Here is a 22,391-nt window from a genome sequence, read left to right on the forward strand (position 1 = left end):
GGCGCGGGAGGCCGGCGGTCAGTGCCGGACCGGACCGGCCACCCACTGGCTGACGATGGTTTCCGCCTGGAAGGGCGGGGTTTCCGGATGGTGGTAGCGGAAGACGGTCACCGCCGCCTCCAGCGCGTAGCGTTCCGGCTGGCCGCAGTCGCACAGGCCGGCGTAGCAGCGCTGGACGGCGTCGCGGCAATTCAGGCTCACCGCCGGGTAGGGGTCGATCGTCAGCCAGCGCATGCTTTTCATCGACGCTCCCCGCCATCCCCAGAGTTGCCGTCCAGCGCACCGCCACCGTCGAGAGAGACGCCGTCGAGCGGAACGCCGTAGATTTCCAGCCGGTGACCGACGATGCGGTAGCCCAGCTCCCGCGCGATGCGCTCCTTCAGCGCCTCCAGCTCCGGGCTGGCGAATTCGATGATCCGCCCGCTGCGCGTGTCGATCAGGTGGTGGTGATGGTCGGTGGACGCCTCTTCATAGCGGGCGCGCCCGTCGCCCAGGTCCACCTTCTCGATCACCTGCGCGTCCTCCAGGAGGCGCATGGTGCGGTAGACCGTGGCGATGGAGATGCGCGGGTCGATCAGGACGGCGCGGCGATGGACCTCCTCCACGTCGGGATGGTCCTCCGACTCCGACAGGACCTGGGAAATGACCCGGCGCTGGCCGGTCATCTTCAGCCCCTTTTCCAGGCACAAGGATTCGAGACGCGACGTCATTGCCCCACCGCCTTTGCCATCCGTTCCGGCGCCGTGTCCCGCGATCCGGGGCGCCATGCTGCAGCGCCCATCATAATACTGAAATTCATTCGCAATCCTATACCCCGTTTTTTTGTCCGGGAATTAACGCGGCAAAAAGCCGCACGCCCGGTGCAACGGCGCCGCCCGTTCCCCACTGTCTCCCGCCAAGGGCTGCCGGCACAGGGACATTTCCGGTCCGGAACATGGCCAAGGCCCTTGTTTGCTTGCCAAAAGCCCCCCCACCGCCTATGTGTGGTCGGTCGATTTTGCTTTGGGGCTGCCGGCTCCTCGTCGTCCCGGTACCGGCGCCGCTAGCGCCTTCCCACGGTGAATTGATGGCTCCGCGCACTCCCGCGGCGGAGCGCCCCAAGCCACGCCGCCCCGGCATTGTCCGGGCACGGCCCAGGTGCAGCCTCTGTTCACGTGACCAGGACCCTCCCCGTATGACCGAATTCAGTGGCCTCGGCCTGATCGAGCCCCTTCTGCGCGCCGTCGCCGAAGAGGGTTACCAGACCGCCACGCCGATCCAGGCCGGCGCCATCCCCGTTCTTCTGGAGGGCCGCGACGTGCTCGGCCTCGCCCAGACCGGCACCGGCAAGACCGCCGCCTTCACCCTGCCGATCCTCCAGCGGCTGTTCCAGAACAAGAAGCGCGTGCAGGCCAAGGCGCCGCGCACGCTGATCCTGACGCCGACGCGCGAGCTGGCGCTGCAGATCGGCGAGAGCTTCCGCACCTACGGCCGGCACCTGCCGATCCGCCGCACGGTGATCCACGGCGGCGTCGGGCAGAGCCCGCAGGTCGCGGCGCTCGCCCGCGGCACCGACGTGCTGGTGGCGACGCCGGGCCGCCTGCTCGACCTGATGGCCCAGAAGCAGTGCGTGCTCGATCAGGTCGAGATCTTCGTCCTGGACGAGGCCGACCGCATGCTCGACATGGGCTTCATCCGCGACGTGCGGAAGGTGGTCGCGGTCCTGCCGAAGCAGCGCCAGACCCTGCTGTTCTCCGCCACCATGCCGGAAGGCGTGGTCGAGCTGGCGCACAGCATCCTGACCGACGCCGAGCGGATCGAGGTGGCGCCGCAGTCCACCACGGTGGAGCGCATCGCCCAGCGCGTGCTGTTCGTGGACCGCGCCGACAAGCGCCGCCTGCTCGCCGACCTGCTGCAGGACGGCGCCATGGGGCGGACGATCGTCTTCGCCCGCACCAAGCACGGCGCCGACCGCATCGCCGACCACCTGAAGAAGGCCGGCGTCGCGGCGGACGCGATCCACGGCGACAAGTCGCAGTCGGCCCGCGTGCGCGCGCTGGAGTCCTTCCGCAGCGGCGACCTGAAGGCGCTGGTGGCGACCGACATCGCAGCGCGCGGCATCGACATCGACGGCATCACGCACGTCATCAACTTCGACCTGCCGAACGAGCCGGAAAGCTACGTCCACCGCATCGGCCGCACCGCCCGCGCCGGCACCGACGGCAGCGCGGTGTCCTTCTGCGACGCGGAGGAGGTGGCCTACCTGAAGGCCATCGAGAAGACCATCCGCCAGCCGGTCCCGGCGGACCACGACCACCCCTACCACGCCTCGGTGGTGGCGGCGATCCACGCCTCCTCCGCCAAGCCGCCGAAGCCGGCGCCCAAGCAGCCCCGTCCGGGCCGCGGCCAGCCCCAGCAGGCGGGCGGCAACAAGCCGCAGGGCCAGAAGCCTCAAGCCCCGAAGGCCCATGGCGCGAAGCCGCCGGTGCCGCAGGGCGCGCGGGTGGCCGGCGCCACCGGCGACCAGCCGCTGAAGGCCAAGGTGTCGGCCAACCAGCAGAACCGCCACAACCGCCGTCCCGCCCCGCACGGCGGTCAGCCGGGTGGGAACAAGCGGTCCGCGGCCTGAGTCAGAGCGGCCTGGGTCTGAGCGGTCTGGGTCTGTCGGGTACGCGGCGGGATCACCGTCCGCCGCGCACCGCCCGACTGGCCGCGGCCTGCTCGTCGATCAGCGCGCCACGGGTCGGCGCCGGGCCGCTGTCGCCGTAGCGCTGGACCTGGGCGCTTCCTCCAAGCTGTTTCACGATGGCGGCGGCGATCACGTCCCGCCGCTGCGCGTCGGACAGGGACGCGGACTGCCGTTCCAGCGCCGTCCAGTCGAGCCGCGCCGCAAGCCCGTTGCCCATCTGCGTCTGCCCGTCCCGCCAGACGGCGGCGACGACCTGACCGCCCTGCCGGACCACGGTGTGGGCCTGCACGGCACGGCTGCGCGCCGCGACCGCCGGGTCCACGGCGTTCGGGTCGCCGGCGATCCTCATCTGCTGCTGAAAGGCGGAGTCGCCGACCCCGACCCGCGCCATCATCTCCGGCGTCGCCCTGGTCGCCGCGGAGACGCGGGTGACCCTGCCGCCATTCAGTGCGTACGCGCCGGATGATCCGAATCCCGGCGCGGAGACGGGCGGACTGCTCATGGGACACCTCACGGTTGATCGGCGAAATTGCTTCGGCAATTTCCCATTAGCAGCTTCCATGCCACTCCGCTGGCGCGGGGGCGTGGTCTTTCGCTGGGGCGGAGGGGAAAATTGGACCCGGTGGCGCGCGCCGAATCGTCCCTCCGGGGTGAAGGAAATGCCGATGGCGTCGAAGCATCGCCGCCGGCATCACCGCGCGAAAATCTGCCCCATGTCCTGGAAGCTCTTGAACTCCAGGGCGTTCCCGCTCGGGTCGAGGAAGAACATGGTGGCCTGCTCGCCCACCTGGCCCTTGAAGCGGATCTGCGGCTCGATGAGGAATCGCACGCCTTCGGCCTTCAGCCTGTCGGCCAGCGCGTGCCAGTCGTCCCAATCCAGGATCACGCCGAAATGGCTGGCCGGCACGTCCTCGCCATCGACCGGGTTGGTGGCGCGGGCCCCGGCATCCTCCGTCACATGCGCCACCACCTGATGGCCGTAGAGGTCGAAGTCGATCCAGCGGTCGGACTCGCGCCCCACGCCGCAGCCCAGCAGGCCGGCGTAGAAGGCGCGCGCCTCCTCCTTGTCGCGGACGGGAAAGGCGAGGTGGAAAGGGGGAACGGGTTTGCGGTCGGTTGCGCTCATGCTCGTCGGGGCCTTCGCCCCCTCCCTGCCGATGATTGCCTGAGCAGTCTACTCGGGCAATCATCGGCCTGTCTCGGGATCGAACAGGCGCGTCCAGAAGGCGATCAGGCGGTCAGGCGATCCCTTCCGCCGCCAGCGCCGCGGCCACGGCCGGGCGCCCGGCGACGCGGGCCATGTAGGCGGTGATGTTCGGGTAGCCGTCCAGCGGCAGCCCGACCCGCGGCGCCCAGCGCAGCACCGTGAAGCCATAGGCGTCGGCCACCGTGAAGCGGTCGCCCGTCAGGTAGTCCTTGCCGGCCAGCCCGGCCTCGACGACCGCGAACTTGGCCGTCAGCGTCTGCTTGGCGATGTCCTTGAAGGCGTCCGGCGTGGTCGGGCGGAACAGCGGGCTGAAGGTCTTGTGCAGCTCCGTGCCGATGAAGTTCAGCCACTCCAGCACGCGGTAGCGCTCCATCGTCCCGACGGCGGGCAGCAGACCGGTCTCCGGCACGCGGTCGGCGACATACTGAACGATCGCGGCGCCCTCGGTCAGGATGGCGCCGTCGTCGAGCGCCAGCGTCGGCACCTGGCCCTTCGGGTTGACGGCCAGGAAATCGCCGCCGTCCTCCAGCTTCTTGGCGGCGAGGTCGACGGCCGCGACGTCGAAGGCCAGACCGCTCTCGCGCAGGACAATATGCGGCGACAGCGAGCAGGCGCCCGGCTTCAGGTAGAGCTTCATGACGTTTCTTATCCTTGTTTCCGGCGGGACATGACGGATCGATAGAGGGACACGGGGCGGCGGCGAATGCAACAGCGCCGCCCCGGTCAATCCGCCACCCGGTCAATCCGGCAGACGCTCAATCCGGCAGACGCCGCCCGGACTCCGCGTCGAACAGGTGCAGGGCGTCGGGCGGGGCACCGACGCGCAGGGTCTCGCCCTCGCGGCAGGAGGGCAGGCCGGCGACCCGGACCACCAGCGCCTCGCCGTCCGGCAGGCGGCCGTAGACCACCGTGTCGGCGCCCAGGGCCTCCACCAGATCGACCGTGACGATCAGCGGCCCGTCGCCGGGCGTGACGGCCAGATGCTCCGGCCGCACGCCGAGCTTGACCGGCCGTCCGGCCATGTCGGGCCGCGGGCGCGGCAGGAGGAAGGCGGTGCCGCCGGGCAGCGCCACCGCCTGCCCGGCGGCGTCGAAGCGCGCGTCCAGCACGTTCATCGGCGGCGACCCGATGAAGCCGGCCACGAACAGGCTGGCCGGGCGCTGGTAGACCTCCAGCGGCGTGCCGACCTGCTCCGCCACCCCGTGGTTCATCACCAGGATGCGGTCGGCGAGCGTCATCGCCTCCACCTGATCGTGCGTCACATAGAGGCTGGTGATGCCCAGCCGGTCCTGGAGCCGCTTGATCTCGACGCGCATCTGGGTACGCAGCTTGGCGTCCAGGTTGGACAGCGGCTCGTCGAACAGGAAGGCGGCGGGCTCGCGCACGATGGCGCGGCCCATGGCGACGCGCTGGCGCTGCCCGCCGGAAAGCTGGCTGGGCCGGCGGTCGAGGAAGCGGCCAAGCTCCAGGATCTCCGCGGCCTTCGCCACGCGCGCCTGGATCTCCGCCTTGGGCAGGCCGCGGATCTTCAGCCCGTAGGCCATGTTCTCGAACACGCTCATGTGCGGGTAGAGCGCGTAGTTCTGGAACACCATGGCGATGTCGCGGTCCTTGGGCTCCAGCCCGTTGACCACCCGCCCGCCGATGGCGATCTCGCCCCCGGTGATGCTCTCCAGCCCGGCGACCATGCGCAGCAGCGTGGACTTGCCGCAACCCGAGGGGCCGAGCAGCACGAGGAACTCCCCGTCCGCGACGCTGATGTCGATGCCCTTGATGGCCTCGACGGAGCCGTAGGACTTGCGGACCCGATTCAGATCGACCGTTGCCATTTCTTATTTCTCGCTGTCCACAAGGCCTTTGACGAACCAGCGCTGCATCAGCACGACCACCGCCACCGGCGGCAGCATGGCCAGCACCGTCGTCGCCATGATGAGGTTCCAGTCGGTCGCGGCCTCGCCGTTGCCGATCATCTTGGTGATGCCGATGACCACCGTCTCCATCTCCGCGCTGTTGGTGATCAGCAGCGGCCACAGATACTGGTTCCAGCCGTAGATGAAGAGGATGACGAACAGCGCCGCGATGTTGGTGCGCGACAGGGGCAGCACCACGTCCACGAAGAAGCGCAGCGCCCCCGCCCCGTCGATCTTCGCGGCCTCCACCAGCTCGTCCGGGATGGTCAGGAAGAACTGGCGGAACAGCAGCGTCGCCGTGGCCGAGGCGATCAACGGGATGGTCAGCCCGGCGTAGCTGTCGATCAGGCCGAGGTTGGCCACCACCTCGTAGGTCGGGATGATGCGCACCTCCACCGGCAGCATCAGCGTGATGAAGATCATCCAGAAGAAGACCATGCGCAGCGGGAAGCGGAAGAAGGCCACCGCGTAGGCCGAGATGATCGAGATGGCGATCTTGCCCAGCGCGATGACCAGCGCCATGACGAGGCTGTTCCACATCATGATGCGCACGGGCGTGTGCATGACGCGGTTGCCCTGCGATTCGCTCCAGGCCGAGGCGTAGTTGTTCAGCATCTCGCCGCCGGGGGTCAGCGGCAGGTTGCCGCGCCCGATGGTGGCGGCGTCCCAGGTCGAGCCGATGATCGTCACGTAGATCGGGAAGGCGAAGATCAGGACGCCCAGCATCAGGATCAGGTGCGGGACCATGTCCATCAGGCGCCCGCCGGAGCGCGGGTCGGCACGGTCGCGGGTCATGAGTAATGCACCTTGCGCTCGACGAAGCGGAACTGGATGGCGGTCAGCGCGATGACGATGACCATCAGGATCACCGACTGCGCCGAGGAGCCGCCGAGGTCGTGGTTGACCACGCCGTCCTGGTAGACGCGGAAGATCAACGTCTCCGTGGCCTTGCCCGGCCCGCCGTGGGTCAGGGCGTGGATCGTGCCGAAGGTCTCGAAGAAGGCGTAGACGATGTTCACCACCAGCAGGAAGAAGGTGGTCGGCGACAGCAGCGGGAAGGTGATCGTCCAGAAGCGGCGCACCGCCCCCGCCCCGTCGATGCTCGCCGCCTCCAGCACGGAGCGCGGGATGGCCTGCAGCCCGGCCAGGAAGAAGATGAAGTTGTAGGAGACCTGCTTCCAGCTCGCCGCCAGGATGACCATGGTCAGCGCCTGCCCGTCGTTCAGCCGGTAGTCCCAGGCGTAGCCGAGGTTGTTCAGCGCGCGGCCCAGGATGCCGATGTCCGGGTTGAAGATGAACATCCACAGCACCGCCGCCACCGCGGGCGCCAGCGCGTAGGGCCAGATCAGCAGCGTCTTGTAGGCAGACGCCGCCCGGATCTTCGAATCGGCCATCACCGCCAGCCCCAGCGCGGAGGCCAGCGACAGGACGGTCACCGACGCGCTGAAGATGATGGTGGTCTTCACCGTCTCCAGATAGTTCGGGTCGCTCAGCACCGACTCGAAATTCTCCAGCCCGACGAACTGGCTGCGCAGCCCGAAGGCGTCCTGGAGATGCACCGACTGCCACAGCGCCTGCGCCGCCGGCCAGATGAAGAAGATCAGCGTCACCGCCACCTGCGGCGCCAGCAGCAGGTAGGGCAGCGCCCTGTTGTCGAAAATCACGCGACGTTGCATGGAACCCCTTTCAACCCTCTCCCCTCCGGGGAGAGGGTGGCCCGAAGGGCCGGTGAGGGGGTTGCGCATCGCGGAGCGTCCGACACAAGCGCATCCCCCTCACCCCTGCCCTCTCCCCAGGGGGGAGAGGGAGTTACGCTCAGTTCTTGTTGGCGCGCTCGAAGTTGCGCAGGACCGTGTCGCCGCGCTTCACCGCGTTGTCCAGCGCCTGCTGGGCGGTCTGCTGGCCCTGGAACGCCTTCTCCATCTCCTCCTGGATGATGTTGCGGATCTCCGGCAGGTTGCCCAGCCGCAGCCCCATGGTGTTCTCCGTGGTGGCGGTGCGGGTCAGCTGCTCCGCCGGCACCTCGGCGCCGGGGTTCTTGTCGTAGAAGCCTTCCTTCTTCGCCAGCTCGAAGCCCTGGAGCGTCACCGGAACGTAGCCGGTGTCCATGTGCCACTTGGCGTCCACCTCCGGACGGGCGAGGTGGCTGAAGAAGGCGGCGACGGCCTTGTACTCGTCGGCGGTGCGCTTGGGCGAGGTCATCACCCAGAAGGCGGCGCCGCCGATGATCGAGTTCTTCGGCGACGAGATCGCGTCCGGCCAGTAGGGCAGCGGCGCGGCGCCCCAGTTGAACTTGGCCTCCTTCACGATGCGCCCGCGCAGGCCGGACGAGGCCTGGATCATCGCGCATTCACCCGACGGGAACAGCGAGTCCGCCGCGTTGTCGCGCCCGCCGTAGCGCAGCGCGCCTTCCTTCTGCAGGTCGATCAGCGTCTGGAGATGCTTCACGAAGAACGGGTCGTTGATCTTCAGCGTGGCGTTCAGCCCGCCGAAGCCGTTGGCCTCCGACGCGAAGGGCTTGTCGTGCAGCGCGCCGACCTGCTCGAACTGCGTCCAGGTCGGCCAGGAGAAGGTCATCGGGCAGGTCACGCCGGCCGCCTTCAGCTTGCGCGCCGCGTCGGCCACCTCCGGCCAGGTCGCCGGCGGCCTGTTGGGGTCGAGCCCGGCCTTCTGGAAGGCGTCCTTGTTGTAGAAGGTGATGGTGGTGGAGCTGTTGAACGGCAGGGCCATCATCTTGCCGTCCTTGGAGCTGTAATAGCCCCGGACCGCCGGGATGTAGGCCGCGGCGTCGAGGCCCGACCCCGTCTCGCTCATCAGCTGGTGCACCGGCTTGATGGCCGGGCCGGCGGACAGCATGGTGGCGGTGCCGACCTCGAACATCTGCACGACGTGGGGGGCGTTGCCGGCGCGGAAGGCGGCGATGGCCGCCTGCATCGTCTCCGGATAGCTGCCCTTGAAGGTCGGGTTGACCTGGACCTTGTCCTGGCTCTCGTTGAAGCTCTTCACCACCTGCTCGAGCTGGCCGCCGAGCGGCTGGGGCAGGCCGTGCCAGAATTCGATGACGGTTTTCTGCTGGGCGTGGGCGGCGCCGGTGAAACCGGCGGCGAGCGCGAAGGCGGCCGTCGAGACGGCGAGCTTGCGGCGGGTCAGCATGGTGGTCTCTCCCTGGAACCAATCGATTGCGTGATGTGCTGACATGCAGGGCGCGGGTTGCGGTCCCGCGACGGTCTTGTGAAGATTTGATGACGTGTCCCTCAGGCGCGCGCACGGACGCGCCGCATCCGCTTCCCACGGTTGCAACGTCAGTCCGGCATAAGGCACGGAACGGGACTTAGGATGGTGACGGGTGCTGCGCCGGCATCGATGGTTTTCCTCCCCGCATGTGTTTCTTTTTTGCAAGCCTTAAGGATAGAGGGGAAGGCTGTCAATCAGCCGTACGTATCAGTACGGACTATCACCCTTACGTCATCTCTCGGGGTGCCGATTTTGCGCGAGCGCCCACAGCGCGGCGTCGTCGCGGCACAGGGAGCCGGCCAGTTGCGACAGCCTGTCCCCCATCAGACCCGAGGAGCGCAGCAGGCAGTGGGACCGGCTTGGCGCCGACAGATAGAGCGACGCCGCCGGGGCCGCGACCGGCGGGGCGGGGTACAGCGCGGCGGGCGGCGGACAGTAGTAAGGCTGCGCACCGGGATTGTAGCCGGGCACCAGCCGGTCCAGACCGGGCCGGGGGCCGAAGACGCAGCCGCGCTGGTCCCAGTCCAGGCTCGTCGTCTGCGCGGCAGCGGGCAGGGCAACAAGGGCGGTCACAGCCAACCCCGCCAGTTGTCCGGCCAGCCGGAACCCTGCTTTGCGATGCATGCTTCCCTCCGATCCCAGGCCGCGCCTGTGATGCACCCAGACCATGACGCCCGGGCCGGCGGGTCGTGAACGGACCCGGCCTTCGGAGGAATTATGCGCGCTCCATCGTCCATCGGAGCCGCGCCGATGGACGGGTCGGAGAGCGCAAGCGAGGACGACGCTCTCTGTTCGTTCGGTGGAAGGAGGAGGCGGGTTTCCCCGCCCCGTCAGGCCGCGCTGCTCTTCTCGACCGACCGTTCCTCGGCGCTCTCCGCCGCCAGCGGGACCTCCACCGCGAAGACGGAGCCCTTGCCGGGGACCGAGCGCAGCGAGACCGTCAAGCCCAGCAGCGTCGCGAGACGCCGCACGATGGCGAGGCCGAGCCCCAGCCCGTGCCGGCGGTCGCGGTTCGGGTTGCCGAGCTGGCGGAAGTCGTCGAAGATCGCCGACTGGTCGGCGGGGGCGATGCCGATGCCGGTGTCCCACACCTCGATGCGCAACGCCGCGCCGCGCCGCCGCGCCGCCAGCAGCACGCCGCCCGACTCGGTGAAGCGCAGGGCGTTGGACAGGATGGGGCGCAGAAGCTGCTCCAGCAGCACCGGGTCGGTGCTCACCTCCGCATCGGCGGAACGGACGTTGAAGCGCAGGGCCTTGGCGTCGGCCTCCGGCGCGAATTCGTTGAGCAGGCGGCTCAGCGTCTCGTCGATGGGGAAGCTCTGCACCTGCGTCCGGACCAGCCCGGCCTCCAGCTTCGACACGTCCAGCAGGGCGCGCAGAAGTCCCTCCGCCGCCTCGATCGACATCTCCAGCTTCTCGCCGAGGTCGCGCGCGCCGGGATCGGTCAGGCGGCCCATCAGCAGATGGTGGAACAGATGCATGGCCTGGAAAGGCTGGCGCAGGTCGTGGCTGGCCGCCGACAGGAAGCGCCCGATCGCGGTGCGTCCCGTCTCGGCCTCCTGGCGGACCCGCTCGGTCTCGGCCTTCGCCCGCTCGGCTTCGGCGCGGGCGGCGGCCAGGGCGGCGGCGTTGGTGTCGGCGATGGCGGCGACCGCCGTGATCACCCCGTCCGCGTCGCGCACCGGGCTCAGCACCATCTCGCCCCGGGGCAGCAGGCCGAAGGCCGACACCGGCGCCCCGGTGAGGACGGCGCGGCGGACCTGCGCCTCGACCTGGGACACGATGGCCGCCGGAACGTCCAGGTCGGTCAACGCCCGGCCCTCCACCTCCTCCGGCAGACGACCGAAGGCCGCGGCAAAAGCCTGGTTGACCACGAGAAGCCGCGCGTCCAGCCCAAGCAGAGCGTGAGCGGCGCCGTTGGCGGAGACCAGAGCCTCAAGCCAGATCGCACGATTGGTCATATGACCTTCGGTTGAGTTCTTTCTGGTATACTCGCCCACAACTTCACCGCAAAAACTGAGAGTGCATCATACTTATCTTGCCACTTGCCCATCGGAGTCAAATGTCACATGCAAGACTCACTTGGGACAAATTCCGTTTGAATGTGAAAGACAACGGCCCCATTGGCCGCAGCCGGCCGCGCGGGCTATAAGTCAGGTATGTTCTTCCGCCGGAAATCCCACCCCTCCAAGCCCGCGGTTCCCCGCCCGAAGGCCCCGCGCGCCCTGGCCGTCGCCGGCCTGCCCGTGCCGCTGGAGTTGCGGGAAAGCGCCCGCGCCCGCCGGATGACCCTGCGGGTGGACGCCGGCCGCGGGCTGATCCAGGTGGTGATCCCGGTGGGCGTCCCGGAGGCCGAGGCGCTGCGCTTCGTCGGGCGGCACGACGGCTGGGTCCGGGCGCGGCTGGCCGCCCTGCCGCCGCAGCTTCCCTTCACCCACGGAGCGGTGGTGCCCTATCTGGGAATCGACCATGTCATCCGGCACGCCCCGGACCTGCGCGGGGCGACCCGGCGCGAGGACGGCGCGATCCTGGTCGGCGGCCGGGCGGAGCATGTCGCCCGCCGGGTGCGCGACTTCCTGATGGCCGAGGCGCGGCGGGAGCTGGCCGAACGGTCGCGCGCCAAGGCCGCGCTGATCGGCGCGCGGGTCGCCGCCGTCACCGTGCGCGACACCAAGAGCCGTTGGGGAAGCTGCTCGGCCACCGGACGCCTCTCCTTCTCCTGGCGGCTGATCCTGACCCCGGAGTCCGTTCTGGATTACGTGGTGGGGCACGAGGTGGCGCATCTGCGCGAGATGAACCACTCCCAGCGCTTCTGGACGCTGTGCGCCCAGCTGACCGGCGACGTGCGCACGCCCCGCCTCTGGCTGAAGGCCAACGGCGCCCGGCTGCTGCGCTACGGCGAGGGTGGCGGCGAGGGAGGCGGCGAAGGAGCGGAAATGGTTTCACCTGCAAATGACGGTCATGCCGAAACGCCGTGACGGGGCCACGCCGAGCCTCTGCTAGAGTGCGCCACCTCCCCCCTCCCCCGACGACCCGACCCCGTCCATGCCCCGTCCCGATTCCCTGACCGTCCGCGTGCTGCTGACGGCGCTCGTCGCCTTCGGCCCGCTGTCCACCGACCTCTACCTGCCCTCCCTGCCCACGCTGGTCACCGTGTTCGACACGGACATCGCCACGGTGCAGCTCACCCTGTCGGTCTTCCTCGCCGGCTTCGCGGTGTCGCAGCTCGTCTACGGGCCGGTGTCCGACCGGTTCGGGCGGCGGCCCGCCCTGCTCGGCGGCATCTTCATCTATCTGGTGGCGAGTGCGGCCTGCGCGCTGACCGACGACATCGAGACGCTGATCGTCGCCCGCTTCTTCCAGGCGCTGGGCGCCTGCTGCGGCCCGGTGGTGGCGCGGGCGGTGGTGCGCGACGTCTTCGGGCGCGACCGGGCGGCCACCGTCCTGGCTTACATGGCGATGGCCATGACGCTGGCCCCGGCCGCCGGCCCCATCCTGGGCGGCGTCCTGACGGAGTGGTTCGGCTGGCGGAGCAACTTCCTGCTGCTGACCGGCTTCGCCGCCCTGATCCTGGCCGCCACCTGGGCCCTGATGGGCGAGACCAACGCCAACCGCGACGAGACGGCGCTCCAGCCCGGCCGGCTGGTCGCCAACTACGCGCTGCTGCTGCGCGACCGCGGCTTCGTCGGGCAGATGCTGACGGTGGCCTTCGCCTACAGCGGCATCTTCGCTTTCATTTCCGGGTCCAGCTTCGTGCTGATCGGGCGGCTGCACCTGACGCCCGCGCAGTTCGGGGCGAGCTTCGGCGCGGTGGTGCTGGGCTACGCGGTGGGTTCCTTCCTGGCCGGGCGGCTGAGCGCGCGGCTGGGCGGACCGCGGATGATCCGCACCGGCACGGCGGTCTCGCTGGCCGGCGGGTTGCTGGGGGTGGGGCTGGCCCTGGCCGGGGTGCTGCATCTGGCGGCGGTGGTCGCCCCGGTCTTCCTCTTCATGCTGGGGGCCGGGCTGACCCTGCCCAACGCCATAGCCGGGGCGGTCGGTCCCTACCCGATGATGGCCGGGCTGGCCTCCTCCCTGGTCGGCTTCGTGCAGATGACCGTGGCGGCGCTGATCGGGGTGGTGCTCGGGCACACCCACGCGGACAGCCAGCTTCCCATGATGACGGCCATCGGGCTGGTCGCGCTGGGCGGCGCGCTGGCGCATCGGCTTCTGGTCAGTCCTCGGACTTGACGGAGTCCGGAATCCAGCGCAGGGCGTAGGAGAAGACGATGGTGACGGCGAGGCAGAGCGCCAGCGCCATGCCCGCCAGCAGGTAGAAGCCGGCCCCGCAGGCGATGCCCAGAGCGCCGGCCATCCAGATCAGCGCCGCGGTGGTCGCCCCGCGCACCGTGGCCCCGGCGCGGAACATCACCCCGGCGCTGATGAAGCCGATGGCCTGGGCGATGCCCTGGATGACGCGGGTCGGGTCCATGTCGCCTCCGCCCCCGCCGCCCTTCCCGGCCATGCCCCAGTAGAGTTCCAGCGCAACCAGGGTCGTCACCGCCGCGCTGATGGCCACCAACGTGTGGGTGCGCAGCCCCGCCGCCTTGCCCCGGATCTCGCGGTCGAGTCCCAGCGCCGCCCCGCAAACCGCCGCCGCGGCCAGCCGGGCCGCCATGTCCCAGACCGGAATGGCCGTACTCAAGTCCATGTTATTCCTCCCTATTTTTACCTTTGCGTAACGCTTGCTACTTTTTTGCGCCCCGTCGCATTTTTCACTTTAAAAGGCGGCCGGTTCGATCTATGTAACCGCAACTCGCAAGCGCACGTGCCGCTGGCCCGCCCCTCGTCCTTTTCGAGATGTGGTTATGCAACGACGTAACGCGTGATCCCCGACCGTCCCTTAAGCAAGGCGGCGTCTTGGAGGTTACGATGGTTCATGTTGTTGTGGGTGGGCGCCGGCTCACCCGTCTCCGACTCTTTCCGGTTCTGTCCAGTTCGGCTCTTCCCCGCAAGGCGACGCGGCAGTCCAGTATGGGCGGCCTGAACGCCTGACCGTCTTTTCTTTCTGACCGGTCAGCAGCGTTCGGCCGCTCCGCCCCTGCTTTTTCACAATTTGTCCGACACCTTCATCTTGCGTCCGGGAGACTGAGATGACCGAAAAGATTGCGCGCTTTTTCGAAGAGCAGCGTCCGCAGACCCCGTGCCTCGTCGTCGATCTGGACGTCGTGGAAGCGAACTACCACGACCTGGAGGAAGCGCTCCCGGACGCCAAGATCTTCTACGCCGTGAAGGCCAATCCGGCGCCGGAGATCCTCGGCCTGCTGACCCGTCTGGGCTCGGCCTTCGACACCGCCAGCGTCCCGGAAATCCAGATGGTTCTGGCCGCCGGCTGCGCGCCGGAGCGGATCTCCTACGGCAACACCATCAAGAAGGAAGCGGACATCCGCCGCGCCTTCGAGCTGGGCGTGCGCCTGTTCGCCTTCGACAGCGAGGCGGAGCTTGAGAAGATCGCCCGCGCCGCCCCCGGCGCCCGCGTCTTCTGCCGCATCCTGACCTCCGGCGAGGGCGCCGAGTGGCCGCTGTCGCGCAAGTTCGGCTGCGACCTCGCCATGGCGCGGGAGCTGCTGCTCAAGGCCAAGGGCATGAACGTCGTTCCCTACGGCGTGTCCTTCCACGTCGGCTCGCAGCAGAAGGACCTGATGCAGTGGGACCACGCCATCTTCCAGGTGGCGCAGCTGTTCCGCGAGCTTGAGGTGCTGGGCGTCGACCTCGGCATGATCAACCTGGGCGGCGGCTTCCCGACCCGCTACCGCACCGACGTGCCGGAGACCACCGCCTACGGCCAGGCCATCTTCGAGTCCCTGCGCACCCACTTCGGCAACCGCCTGCCGGAAGCCATCGTGGAGCCGGGCCGCAGCATGGTCGGCAACGCCGGCATCATCGAGAGCGAGGTCGTCCTCGTCTCCCGCAAGTCGGCCAACGACGTGAAGCGCTGGGTCTATCTGGACATCGGCAAGTTCAGCGGTCTCGCCGAGACGATGGACGAGGCGATCCAGTACCCGATCCAGGTGATGGGGGACGACGGCGAGGGCGACACGGAAGCGGTCGTGCTGGCCGGCCCGACCTGCGACAGCGCCGACGTGCTCTACGAGCGCGCCGAGTACAAGCTGCCGATGGACCTGAAGGCCGGCGACCGCGTGCGCATCCACGCCACGGGGGCCTACACGACGACCTACTCGGCGGTCTGCTTCAACGGCTTCGCCCCGCTCCAGCAGATCTGCATCTGATCGGACGGCGCTTCGGCCAAGCAAAAGGCCCCTCTTCCTTCGGGAGGAGGGGCCTTTTCTTTTGGCCGCTTGCGGGAATGCCGGGACCCGGATGCGAAAAGGGCCGCTCCCTTAGACAGGAGCGGCCCTTTTCCTTGCGGTCTCCCGCAGCCGTGACGGCGGCATCAAGCCTTCCAGAACGGCTTGCTGATCTCGCCTTCGACGTCGATCTGGGAGATGCCGATGTCGTGCAGCATCCGGTCGTCCAGCCGAGCCAGCTCGCGGCGGGTGATGGTGCGCTGCCGCCACAGGGCGAACGTGTCCAGAACGCTGTCCAGCACATACGCCACCGGAGCAGGGCGCAGGGTACGGCCGGCGGGGGCCGTGCGCAGAGCGATTGCCATGGTGGTCATCCTATCTTTGAAGGTCCCGAGGGGGCCTGCCGGAAGTGGCCGCCGCGCCCTCGCTTTGTGAGAAAGAATATTGCTCATCCCGCGCAAACCCGCCACCGCCATGTGGGTATGCGAGCCGTGAGCTTTCTCGATAGCTGTCGTAGGAATATCACCGATGCAAGAATAATGGACGAATGCACAGCTTTTGGGCGCCACAAATTGTGCAGTTCACCAACAAACCGAGTTTGAAACGGAGCGCTGGACAGGCGCCGCGGCGCGTCCTACCTCTGATCCCGACCGTCGTCCGACACCGAGTTCTTCCCATGATCGACACCATCGCCTTCGACGGCGACGACACGCTGTGGCACAACGAGTCCCTGTTCTCGATGACGCAGGACCGCTTCCGCGCGCTGCTCGCCAACCATTTGGCCGATCCGGCGGACATCGACCGACGGCTGCTGCAGGCCGAGCGCGAGAACCTCCGCGTCTACGGCTACGGCATCAAGGGCTTTGTCCTGTCGATGATCGAGACGGCGGTGGACCTGACCGACGGGCGCATCGGCGGGCGGGACATCCAGAGCCTCGTCGAGTTCGGCAAGGCGATGCTGGAACACCCGGTCGATCTGCTGGACGGGGTGCAGGAGGTGGTGGAGGGGCTGGCCGGGCGCTACCGGCTGCTGCTCGTCACCAAGGGCGACCTGTTCGACCAGGAAAGCAAGATCGCCCGCTCCGGCCTCGCCGGGCGCTTCGACGCCATCGAGATCGTCAGCGAGAAGGACCCGGCCACCTACCGCCGCCTGCTCGACCGGCACGGGGTGGACCCGGCGCGTTTCGTCATGGTGGGCAACTCCGTGCGGTCGGACATCCTGCCGGTGCTGGCCGTCGGCGGCCACGCCGTCCATGTGCCCTATCACGTCACCTGGGCGCACGAGGTGGCCGAGCCGCCCACCGAGAACTACCGCCGCATCGACAGCCTGCACGGCCTGCCGCCGCTGCTCGCCGCCTGGTGAAGGGAACGTGGTGAAAGGGAGACCCCGATGAGCTTCGCCCTGCTGACCGACCCCGCCCGCCCCGCCGTGGAGCCCGAGACCGGTGGCCCGGCCGCCGACCGCGTCCTGTCCGGCGCCCCGGTCTTCACCACCTGGAACGAGTACGAATCGGCGGACGGCAAGCGCTTCGCCGGCGTCTGGCGTTCCACCCCCGGCTCCTGGCGGATCGTCTACGACGAGTGGGAGTATTGCGAGATCCTGGAGGGCCGAAGCGCCATCAGCCACGCCGACGGGCGCCGCTGGGTCGTCGGCCCGGGCGACCGCTTCACGCTGGAGCCGGGTTTCGACGGCGTGTGGGAGGTGCTGGAGACCACGACGAAACGCTACGTGGTCATTCTTCCCTGAGCAGATCACGCCATCCTCAGCCCTCTCCCCTCCGGGGAGAGGGTGGCCCGAAGGGCCGGTGAGGGGGATGCGCGTGGCGGGAAGTTCGGCAAAAGCGCACCCCCCTCACCCTAACCCTCTCCCCAGAGGGGAGAGGGAACATCAAGCGCTTCAGCTTCGCTCCCCGAACAGGTGGACGGCGCCCAGGTCGGCGCGGTTCAGCACGACCACCGCCTTGCGCCCGATCTCCACGGCCAGCGCGCACAGCGCCATGATCGACAGCACCAGGACGACCCGCGCGACGTCGCGCGCCCAGGCGCGCCGCTTGCGCCGCCGGGCCGCCAGATGCGCGGCCAGCTTCTGCCGCAGGGCGCTGCCGCGCCGTCCGTAGCCGCCCGACCAGCCCCAGCCGCTCGCCACCGGCGGCGGATCGCCGGGGGCCGCGTCCGGGGCGGGCTTGGCGGGAACGGGCAGTCCGGCGCCACCCGCGGGCGGCGACTCGGCGTCAGGAGTCTTGGCCGGGGTGGCGGTCGGGCTGGCGGTCGGGGTGGCGGTCGCGCCGGTCGGGTCGGTCGCGGTCACGGCGGTCATCCTGCGGCGGAGGAACGGTCGATGGGCCGTTATCTACGCCCTTTTCACGAAAGCGCAACACGCCGCGCCCCGGCGCCCGGAAAGGCCACACGGAAAAAAGCGGAGCCGCGACCGGATGCCGCGCCCCGCCTTCCGTCCCGTCAGCGCCGGCCGCGGGGATCGCGGCTCAGGCCCTTGGCCTCCAGTTCCGCCAGATATTCCGCCCACAGGCGGTCCTGGTCCTCGCCCAGCTCGTACAGCAGCTTCCAGGAATAGATGCCGCTGTCGTGCAGGTCGTCGAAGACGATCCGCAGGGCGTAATGGCCGATCGCCTCCAGGCTCATGATGCCGACATGGCGGCGGGCCGAGACGGTCTGCTTCTGGCCGGGGCCGTGGCCCTGCACCTCGGCGCTGGGGCTGTGGACGCGCAGGAACTCTGCCGGATAGGAGAAGGTCCGGCCGTTGTCGAAATCGACCTCCAGCCGCTTCTCCTCCTTCTTCAGCCGGACTTCCACCGGCCAATGCTTCGTGCCGAAGGCATCCGACGCGAATTGCTCGTCGGACATCAGGCCGCCCCCGGCTTCCCGTCGAGGCTGCGGGCCTCGTCGATCAGCATGATCGGAATGCCGTCGCGGATCGGGTAGGCCAGCCCGGCGCGGTCGCTGATCAGCTCGGCGCGCTCGGCGTCATAGCGCAGCGGACCCTTGGTCAGCGGGCAGACGAGGATCTCCAGAAGCTTCGGATCGACGCGCGCCTGCGTCTTGCCGTCGGCGGGCGTATCGTCGTGGGGGTGGGCGCTCATGGATCGGGCCTCGCAGTCGGAGAGTGCAGTGTCGGTTGAAGGACGTGGTCGTCAGTGACGCAGCGCGCCGCCGCCGTCGCCCTCGTGGCCGTCGAGAATGGCCATCTCGACCAGGGCGATCAAGAGCTTCGCGCGCTCCGGCAGGTCCGGCGTCTCCAGAAGGGCCTGCTTTTCGCTGGCTGAGAAGGGGCAGATCATGGCCAGCGAGGTGACCAGCCGTTCGTCCGGCGTCCCGTCGATGGCCTTCCAGTCGACCGACAGCCCCTGCATCCTGAAATAGCCCTTCAGCCCGGCCAGCAGACGCGCGCGATCCAGCCCGCAGCCGTCGGCCCCGCCGCGCTCCAGCGGGTCGATCAGGTCGCCGGAGAAGCGGTCCCAGTCCGCGGCGACGCGGCGGTAGCCGCGCTGGCCCTCCAGCTCCCGCATGATCGCGAAGCGGCTGACGCCGGTCAGGGTGATCAGGTAGCGGCCATCCTCCGTCTCGGCGAAGCTGGTGATCCGCCCGGCGCAGCCGGTGCCGTAGACCGCCGGCTCGCGCAGGCGGCAGGCGGGGTCGGTCGGCTGGACCATGCCGATCATGCGGTCGCCGGCCAGCGCGTCCTCGACCATCGCGAGGTAGCGCGGCTCGAAGATGTTCAGCGGCAGACGCCCGCGCGGCAGCAGCAGGACTCCCGCAAGCGGGAAGATCGGGAGCTGCCGCGGCAGGCGGTCCGTTGACGGGTCGATGGGGTTCCGGCTCATGCGACGAATATAGAACCCCCGGGCACGGCGAACAGAGCGATCACGAACGAAGCGGCCGCGAACGACAACGGCCCGCGGCCGCCCCCGTGATCAGCGGAACAGGATCGAGGACAGCCGGCGGCGGCTCTGCACCGTCAGCGGATCGGTCGGGCCGAAGGCCTCGAAGAACTTGACGAGCTGCTTGCGGGCGGCCTCGTCGTTCCAGGCGCGGTCGCGGCGCACCAGCTCCAGAAGCTCGTCCACCGCGGCCTCGCGCTTGCCGGCGGCGAACAGCGCGAGCGCGAGGTCGAAGCGGGCCTCGTGGTCGTCGTGGTTGTGGGCGACCTTCTCCATCAGTTCCGGGATCGGGCCGGCGTTGGCGGCCTGCTCGGCGACCTCCAGCGCGCTGCGCACCGCGGCGATCTCCTTGTCCTTGGCGATCTGCTCCGGCACCTTGTCGAGCATCTGCTTGGCGCGGGCCAGGTCGTCGTTGACGATCAGGCAGCGGACCAGCCCGGCGTAGGCGGCGGCGTTCAGGTTCTCCGGATCGGCCTGCAGGATCTCGCCGTAGATCTCCGAGGCGGTCTGGGTGTCGCCGGCCTCCAGCGCCTCCTTGGCCTGGGCCATCGCCTCCTCCAGGATGTCGCCCTCGCCGCCGCCCGCGGCGCCGGCCAGCTTCACCAGCTTCTCCACGAAGGCCTTGATCTGCGACTCCGGCAGGGCGCCCATGAAGCCGTCCACCGGACGCCCCTGGAAGAAGGCGTAGACCGCCGGGATCGACTGCACGCGGAGCTGCGAGGCGATCATCGGGTCCTTGTCGGTGTCGATCTTGACCAGCCGCACCTTGCCCTTCGCGGCCAGCACCGTCTTTTCCAGGATCGGGCCGAGCTGCTTGCACGGGCCGCACCAGGGCGCCCAGAAATCGACGATCACCGGCACGGACTGCGACGCCTCGATGACGTCGACCATGAAGGCGCGGTCGCTGCTGTCCTTGATCAGGTCACCGGCAGCGGGAGCGGCACCGGCGGCAGCGGGCTTGTTGGCGGGCGGAATGGAGAACATGGCGGTCACGTATCCCTTTGCGATCTCGCGTGATAGATGAGCGCACGGGGCGCGTTAAGCAAGCGTCGGCTGACAGTCCGGCGGCTCCTCCCCGAAGGGCACGATCAGCGGCTCGTGCCCGCCGGCCCGGAGGAAGCGCAGCAGGTCGGCGGCGGCGATGGCCGTGGTCCGGTCGTTCAGCAGCGGATGGTAGTTCAGCGGGTCGTGGGCCAGCATCTGCTCCTGCAGCACCACCCTCACCCGCCGCTCGCGGTCGTTGACCAGCGCGAAGGGCGTGACCGAACCGGGCCGCACGCCGAGATAACGCCACAGCCGGTCGGCGGAGGCGAAGGACAGCCGCGCCGACCCGATCACCTTGTCGAAGCGGTTCAGCTCGACCCGCGCGTCCTCCAGCGCGACGACCAGCCAGTGCTGCTCCTTCTTGTCCTTCAGGAACAGGTTCTTGCAATGGCCGCCGGGCAGCGCGCCGCGCAGCGCCTTGCTCTCCTCCACCGTGTGCAGCGGCGGGTGGCTGTGGGTCATAGTGCGGATGCCGAGCGCCGCGAGATGCTCCAGGAGCTGCTCCGGGCTCGTCGGCAGCGGCTCCTCGGCCCTGCCCTCGGGGGTGTCGCGGGTGTCCATGGAGCCATCTTTAGCGGTGCCGGGAAAATTCGTCCAGGCGCTGGAAAAAAGTGAAACATGACGCTTGCATTGCGCCGATCCATGAGTATAGTCCGCCGCACGCCGCCGGACGGCACCGAACAAGGGTCCGAACGGCAGCGAAACGGAGCGCGGGCGTAGCTCAGGGGTAGAGCACAACCTTGCCAAGGTTGGGGTCGAGGGTTCGAATCCCTTCGCCCGCTCCATCTTCCCGGCGGAGGCGATGATCCTCCAGACGGGAAGCAGCACGGTGGATGGAAAGGCTGGACCTTCGGGTGCCGGCCTTTTTCGTTTTTCCCGCCCGGCCATCCCCGATCCCCGTGCGTTGCAAGCCCGCGACCGGCGCCTTCGCTTCTGAAGCCGAGTCTGCACCGCAGCCGGCCGCCGGCCGCGACCGGCATCTCACCCCCCGAGTATCCCAACCCCGGCCCAACGCAGCCATACAGGGCGCGCGCCGCCGGAGGCCGCAATCTAAAGACGCGAAATATGACAAACAGCATGCCTTTGTAGGTCATTCCTCGCGCACATACCCCATATGATCGCGTGAATAAATTTACTCTTAGGCAACCTACTTGCGTATGACCTCCGGAAAGACTAAGCTTCAAATACGAAACAAATAGAACTTCTATCCGATTAGGGTTGTATGCACCATGGATGGTCTGGTTGCGTCGGACGGGCTGAGCCCGTGATTTTCCCGGATAGGACGCTCCTGTCCGGCCGGCGTCCGCCGCTCCGGCAACACCGGCCCTCCCCCGCCTGATCGTCAACGGCTCCGCTGTCGTCGCGCTGCGACCGGCGGTGCCGCTGGTCGCGCTTCCAAGCCCCGCTTCGTACAGCCCAGACGACACTCCGTTCAGACGAGAAGAGGTCCCTCCCATGGCTATGCAACGCTACATCGTGAATTTTCCGCGCCTGTCCCCGGACATGCTGGAGATCTGGAAGACGGTCCCCAGCAGCATCGCGTCCGACGTGCAGAACCGCTGCCAGAGCATGGACGCCCGGATCAAGCCCTGCGCACCGGGCATGCGCATCTGCGGCCAAGCCCGCACCGCCGTGTCGATGCCGGGCGACAACAGCATGCTGCTGACCGCCTGCAGCCTGGCCGAGCCGGGCGAGGTGGTGGTGGTCGCCGGCGCCGGCCTGGAAGAGGTGGCGCTGGCCGGCGAATGGGTGGTCCGCGGCTGCAAGTCGCGCGGCCTGGGCGGTCTGGTGATCGACGGCTCCGTCCGCGACCTCCAGGAAATCCGGACCATCGGCTTTCCGGTCTTCGCCAAGGGCTCGGTCCCGCGCGGCCCGCACAAGGCCTTCGGCGGCAAGATGGACGTGCCGGCCGGCGTCGGCGGCATGGTGGTCAATCCGGGCGACCTCATCATCGGCGACGACGACGGGGTGACCGTGGTTCCGCTCGCCGTGATGGACGAGGTGCTGAAGCGCTGCCTGGAGCTGATGGCCAAGGAGAAGATCTGGTCGCAGCAGCTCGACGCCGGCAAGTCGCTGATGGAGGTGCTGGGCGTGCCGGAACCGGAGATCGTCGAAACGCCCACCCTGCGCTGACCCCGGACATCC

Annotated in this window: 26 protein-coding genes and 1 tRNA gene; 8 read left to right on the forward strand and 19 right to left on the reverse strand. The window is 68.8% G+C overall.

All coding sequences use genetic code 11. The features are described from left to right. Window positions 1-18: 18 nt before the first annotated feature. Complete coding sequence (locus TSH58p_RS09800) at window positions 19-243, reverse strand: hypothetical protein (RefSeq protein WP_014241688.1); 225 nt, start codon at window positions 241-243, stop codon at window positions 19-21. Next, a complete protein-coding gene (locus tag TSH58p_RS09805; protein WP_247874250.1) occupies window positions 240-710 on the reverse strand; it encodes a Fur family transcriptional regulator in 471 nt (156 codons plus the stop codon). Before TSH58p_RS09805 ends, TSH58p_RS09800 begins: the two co-directional genes overlap by 4 nt. Window positions 711-1,174: 464 nt before the next feature. On the opposite strand from TSH58p_RS09805, the gene TSH58p_RS09810 reads away from it, so the two are divergent. After that, window positions 1,175-2,608 (forward strand): DEAD/DEAH box helicase, encoded by a 1,434-nt coding sequence (locus TSH58p_RS09810; protein ID WP_109072080.1) that lies wholly within the window; start codon window positions 1,175-1,177, stop codon window positions 2,606-2,608. A 52-nt stretch (window positions 2,609-2,660) separates the two neighbouring features. Here the strand turns inward: TSH58p_RS09810 and TSH58p_RS09815 are convergent, their stop codons facing one another. The 9 genes from TSH58p_RS09815 to TSH58p_RS09855 form a co-directional block, all read right to left on the reverse strand. Beyond that, window positions 2,661-3,170, reverse strand: a complete 510-nt coding sequence (locus tag TSH58p_RS09815) for a hypothetical protein (protein WP_109072079.1) — start codon at window positions 3,168-3,170, stop codon at window positions 2,661-2,663. A gap of 189 nt (window positions 3,171-3,359) precedes the next feature. After that, window positions 3,360-3,794: a VOC family protein gene (locus TSH58p_RS09820; protein WP_109072078.1), complete on the reverse strand. Its 435-nt coding sequence runs from the start codon at window positions 3,792-3,794 to the stop codon at window positions 3,360-3,362. A 112-nt stretch (window positions 3,795-3,906) separates the two neighbouring features. Continuing rightward, a complete protein-coding gene (gene gstA, locus TSH58p_RS09825) occupies window positions 3,907-4,512 on the reverse strand; it encodes a glutathione transferase GstA (RefSeq protein ID WP_109072077.1) in 606 nt (201 codons plus the stop codon). Between the two features lie 118 nt (window positions 4,513-4,630). Next, window positions 4,631-5,704, reverse strand: coding sequence for a sn-glycerol-3-phosphate import ATP-binding protein UgpC (locus TSH58p_RS09830; RefSeq protein WP_109072076.1), 1,074 nt, complete (start codon window positions 5,702-5,704; stop codon window positions 4,631-4,633). Between the two features lie 3 nt (window positions 5,705-5,707). Next, complete coding sequence (gene ugpE, locus TSH58p_RS09835) at window positions 5,708-6,580, reverse strand: sn-glycerol-3-phosphate ABC transporter permease UgpE (RefSeq protein WP_109072075.1); 873 nt, start codon at window positions 6,578-6,580, stop codon at window positions 5,708-5,710. Continuing rightward, complete coding sequence (gene ugpA / locus TSH58p_RS09840) at window positions 6,577-7,461, reverse strand: sn-glycerol-3-phosphate ABC transporter permease UgpA (RefSeq protein ID WP_109072074.1); 885 nt, start codon at window positions 7,459-7,461, stop codon at window positions 6,577-6,579. The genes ugpE and ugpA overlap by 4 nt, the downstream gene beginning before the upstream one ends. Before the next feature lie 139 nt (window positions 7,462-7,600). Beyond that, entirely contained in the window at window positions 7,601-8,938 is a 1,338-nt protein-coding gene (ugpB, locus tag TSH58p_RS09845; protein WP_109072073.1) for a sn-glycerol-3-phosphate ABC transporter substrate-binding protein UgpB, read from the reverse strand. Window positions 8,939-9,250: 312 nt separating this feature from the next. Further along, window positions 9,251-9,643, reverse strand: a complete 393-nt coding sequence (locus TSH58p_RS09850) for a hypothetical protein (protein ID WP_109072072.1) — start codon at window positions 9,641-9,643, stop codon at window positions 9,251-9,253. A 206-nt stretch (window positions 9,644-9,849) separates the two neighbouring features. Next, on the reverse strand, window positions 9,850-10,980 hold the full coding sequence (locus tag TSH58p_RS09855) for a HAMP domain-containing sensor histidine kinase (RefSeq protein WP_109072071.1): 1,131 nt from the start codon (window positions 10,978-10,980) through the stop codon (window positions 9,850-9,852). Between the two features lie 198 nt (window positions 10,981-11,178). Here TSH58p_RS09855 and TSH58p_RS09860 point away from each other — a divergent pair, with 198 nt between their 5' ends. Together TSH58p_RS09860 and TSH58p_RS09865 are read left to right on the forward strand one after the other, a co-directional pair. After that, the gene (locus TSH58p_RS09860) at window positions 11,179-11,997 is read left to right on the forward strand and encodes a M48 family metallopeptidase (protein ID WP_109072070.1); all 819 of its coding nucleotides are present in this window, start codon (window positions 11,179-11,181) and stop codon (window positions 11,995-11,997) included. A 67-nt stretch (window positions 11,998-12,064) separates the two neighbouring features. Then, entirely contained in the window at window positions 12,065-13,249 is a 1,185-nt protein-coding gene (locus tag TSH58p_RS09865) for a multidrug effflux MFS transporter (protein WP_109072069.1), read from the forward strand. Here the strand turns inward: TSH58p_RS09865 and TSH58p_RS09870 are convergent. Beyond that, window positions 13,233-13,709 carry an MgtC/SapB family protein gene (locus TSH58p_RS09870; protein ID WP_109072068.1) on the reverse strand — a complete coding sequence of 159 codons (477 nt, stop codon included), beginning with the start codon at window positions 13,707-13,709 and terminating at the stop codon, window positions 13,233-13,235. The two genes, TSH58p_RS09865 and TSH58p_RS09870, sit on opposite strands and share 17 nt — an antisense overlap. Window positions 13,710-14,151: 442 nt before the next feature. Between TSH58p_RS09870 and TSH58p_RS09875 the strand changes: the two genes are divergently transcribed. Further along, entirely contained in the window at window positions 14,152-15,288 is a 1,137-nt protein-coding gene (locus TSH58p_RS09875) for a type III PLP-dependent enzyme (protein WP_109072067.1), read from the forward strand. A gap of 164 nt (window positions 15,289-15,452) precedes the next feature. Here the strand turns inward: TSH58p_RS09875 and TSH58p_RS09880 are convergent, their stop codons facing one another. Continuing rightward, window positions 15,453-15,671: a DUF1127 domain-containing protein gene (locus TSH58p_RS09880; RefSeq protein WP_014238561.1), complete on the reverse strand. Its 219-nt coding sequence runs from the start codon at window positions 15,669-15,671 to the stop codon at window positions 15,453-15,455. 311 nt (window positions 15,672-15,982) lie between these two features. Here TSH58p_RS09880 and TSH58p_RS09885 point away from each other — a divergent pair, with 311 nt between their 5' ends. After that, window positions 15,983-16,669, forward strand: coding sequence for an HAD family hydrolase (locus TSH58p_RS09885; protein ID WP_014238562.1), 687 nt, complete (start codon window positions 15,983-15,985; stop codon window positions 16,667-16,669). 27 nt (window positions 16,670-16,696) lie between these two features. Further along, complete coding sequence (locus tag TSH58p_RS09890) at window positions 16,697-17,053, forward strand: cupin domain-containing protein (protein WP_109072066.1); 357 nt, start codon at window positions 16,697-16,699, stop codon at window positions 17,051-17,053. Between the two features lie 150 nt (window positions 17,054-17,203). On the opposite strand, the gene TSH58p_RS09895 is transcribed toward TSH58p_RS09890, so the two are convergent. The 6 genes from TSH58p_RS09895 to TSH58p_RS09920 form a co-directional block, all read right to left on the reverse strand. Further along, window positions 17,204-17,614, reverse strand: a complete 411-nt coding sequence (locus TSH58p_RS09895) for a hypothetical protein (protein WP_146205939.1) — start codon at window positions 17,612-17,614, stop codon at window positions 17,204-17,206. Window positions 17,615-17,763: 149 nt separating this feature from the next. Further along, window positions 17,764-18,168: a gamma-butyrobetaine hydroxylase-like domain-containing protein gene (locus tag TSH58p_RS09900; RefSeq protein ID WP_109072064.1), complete on the reverse strand. Its 405-nt coding sequence runs from the start codon at window positions 18,166-18,168 to the stop codon at window positions 17,764-17,766. After that, on the reverse strand, window positions 18,168-18,404 hold the full coding sequence (locus tag TSH58p_RS09905) for a Trm112 family protein (protein WP_014238566.1): 237 nt from the start codon (window positions 18,402-18,404) through the stop codon (window positions 18,168-18,170). Before TSH58p_RS09905 ends, TSH58p_RS09900 begins: the two co-directional genes overlap by 1 nt. A gap of 51 nt (window positions 18,405-18,455) precedes the next feature. Then, window positions 18,456-19,145 carry an LON peptidase substrate-binding domain-containing protein gene (locus TSH58p_RS09910; RefSeq protein WP_109072063.1) on the reverse strand — a complete coding sequence of 230 codons (690 nt, stop codon included), beginning with the start codon at window positions 19,143-19,145 and terminating at the stop codon, window positions 18,456-18,458. Window positions 19,146-19,235: 90 nt separating this feature from the next. After that, window positions 19,236-20,186, reverse strand: a complete 951-nt coding sequence (locus tag TSH58p_RS09915; protein WP_109072062.1) for a co-chaperone YbbN — start codon at window positions 20,184-20,186, stop codon at window positions 19,236-19,238. 54 nt (window positions 20,187-20,240) lie between these two features. Further along, the gene (locus tag TSH58p_RS09920) at window positions 20,241-20,807 is read right to left on the reverse strand and encodes a prolyl-tRNA synthetase associated domain-containing protein (RefSeq protein ID WP_109072061.1); all 567 of its coding nucleotides are present in this window, start codon (window positions 20,805-20,807) and stop codon (window positions 20,241-20,243) included. 149 nt (window positions 20,808-20,956) lie between these two features. Here TSH58p_RS09920 and TSH58p_RS09925 point away from each other — a divergent pair. Beyond that, window positions 20,957-21,031 (forward strand) — tRNA-Gly (locus tag TSH58p_RS09925). A 670-nt stretch (window positions 21,032-21,701) separates the two neighbouring features. Continuing rightward, window positions 21,702-22,379 (forward strand): RraA family protein, encoded by a 678-nt coding sequence (locus TSH58p_RS09930; protein ID WP_109072060.1) that lies wholly within the window; start codon window positions 21,702-21,704, stop codon window positions 22,377-22,379. Window positions 22,380-22,391 lie beyond the last annotated feature (12 nt).

This window comes from Azospirillum sp. TSH58, assembly GCF_003119115.1.
Classification (GTDB): Bacteria; Pseudomonadota; Alphaproteobacteria; order Azospirillales; family Azospirillaceae; genus Azospirillum.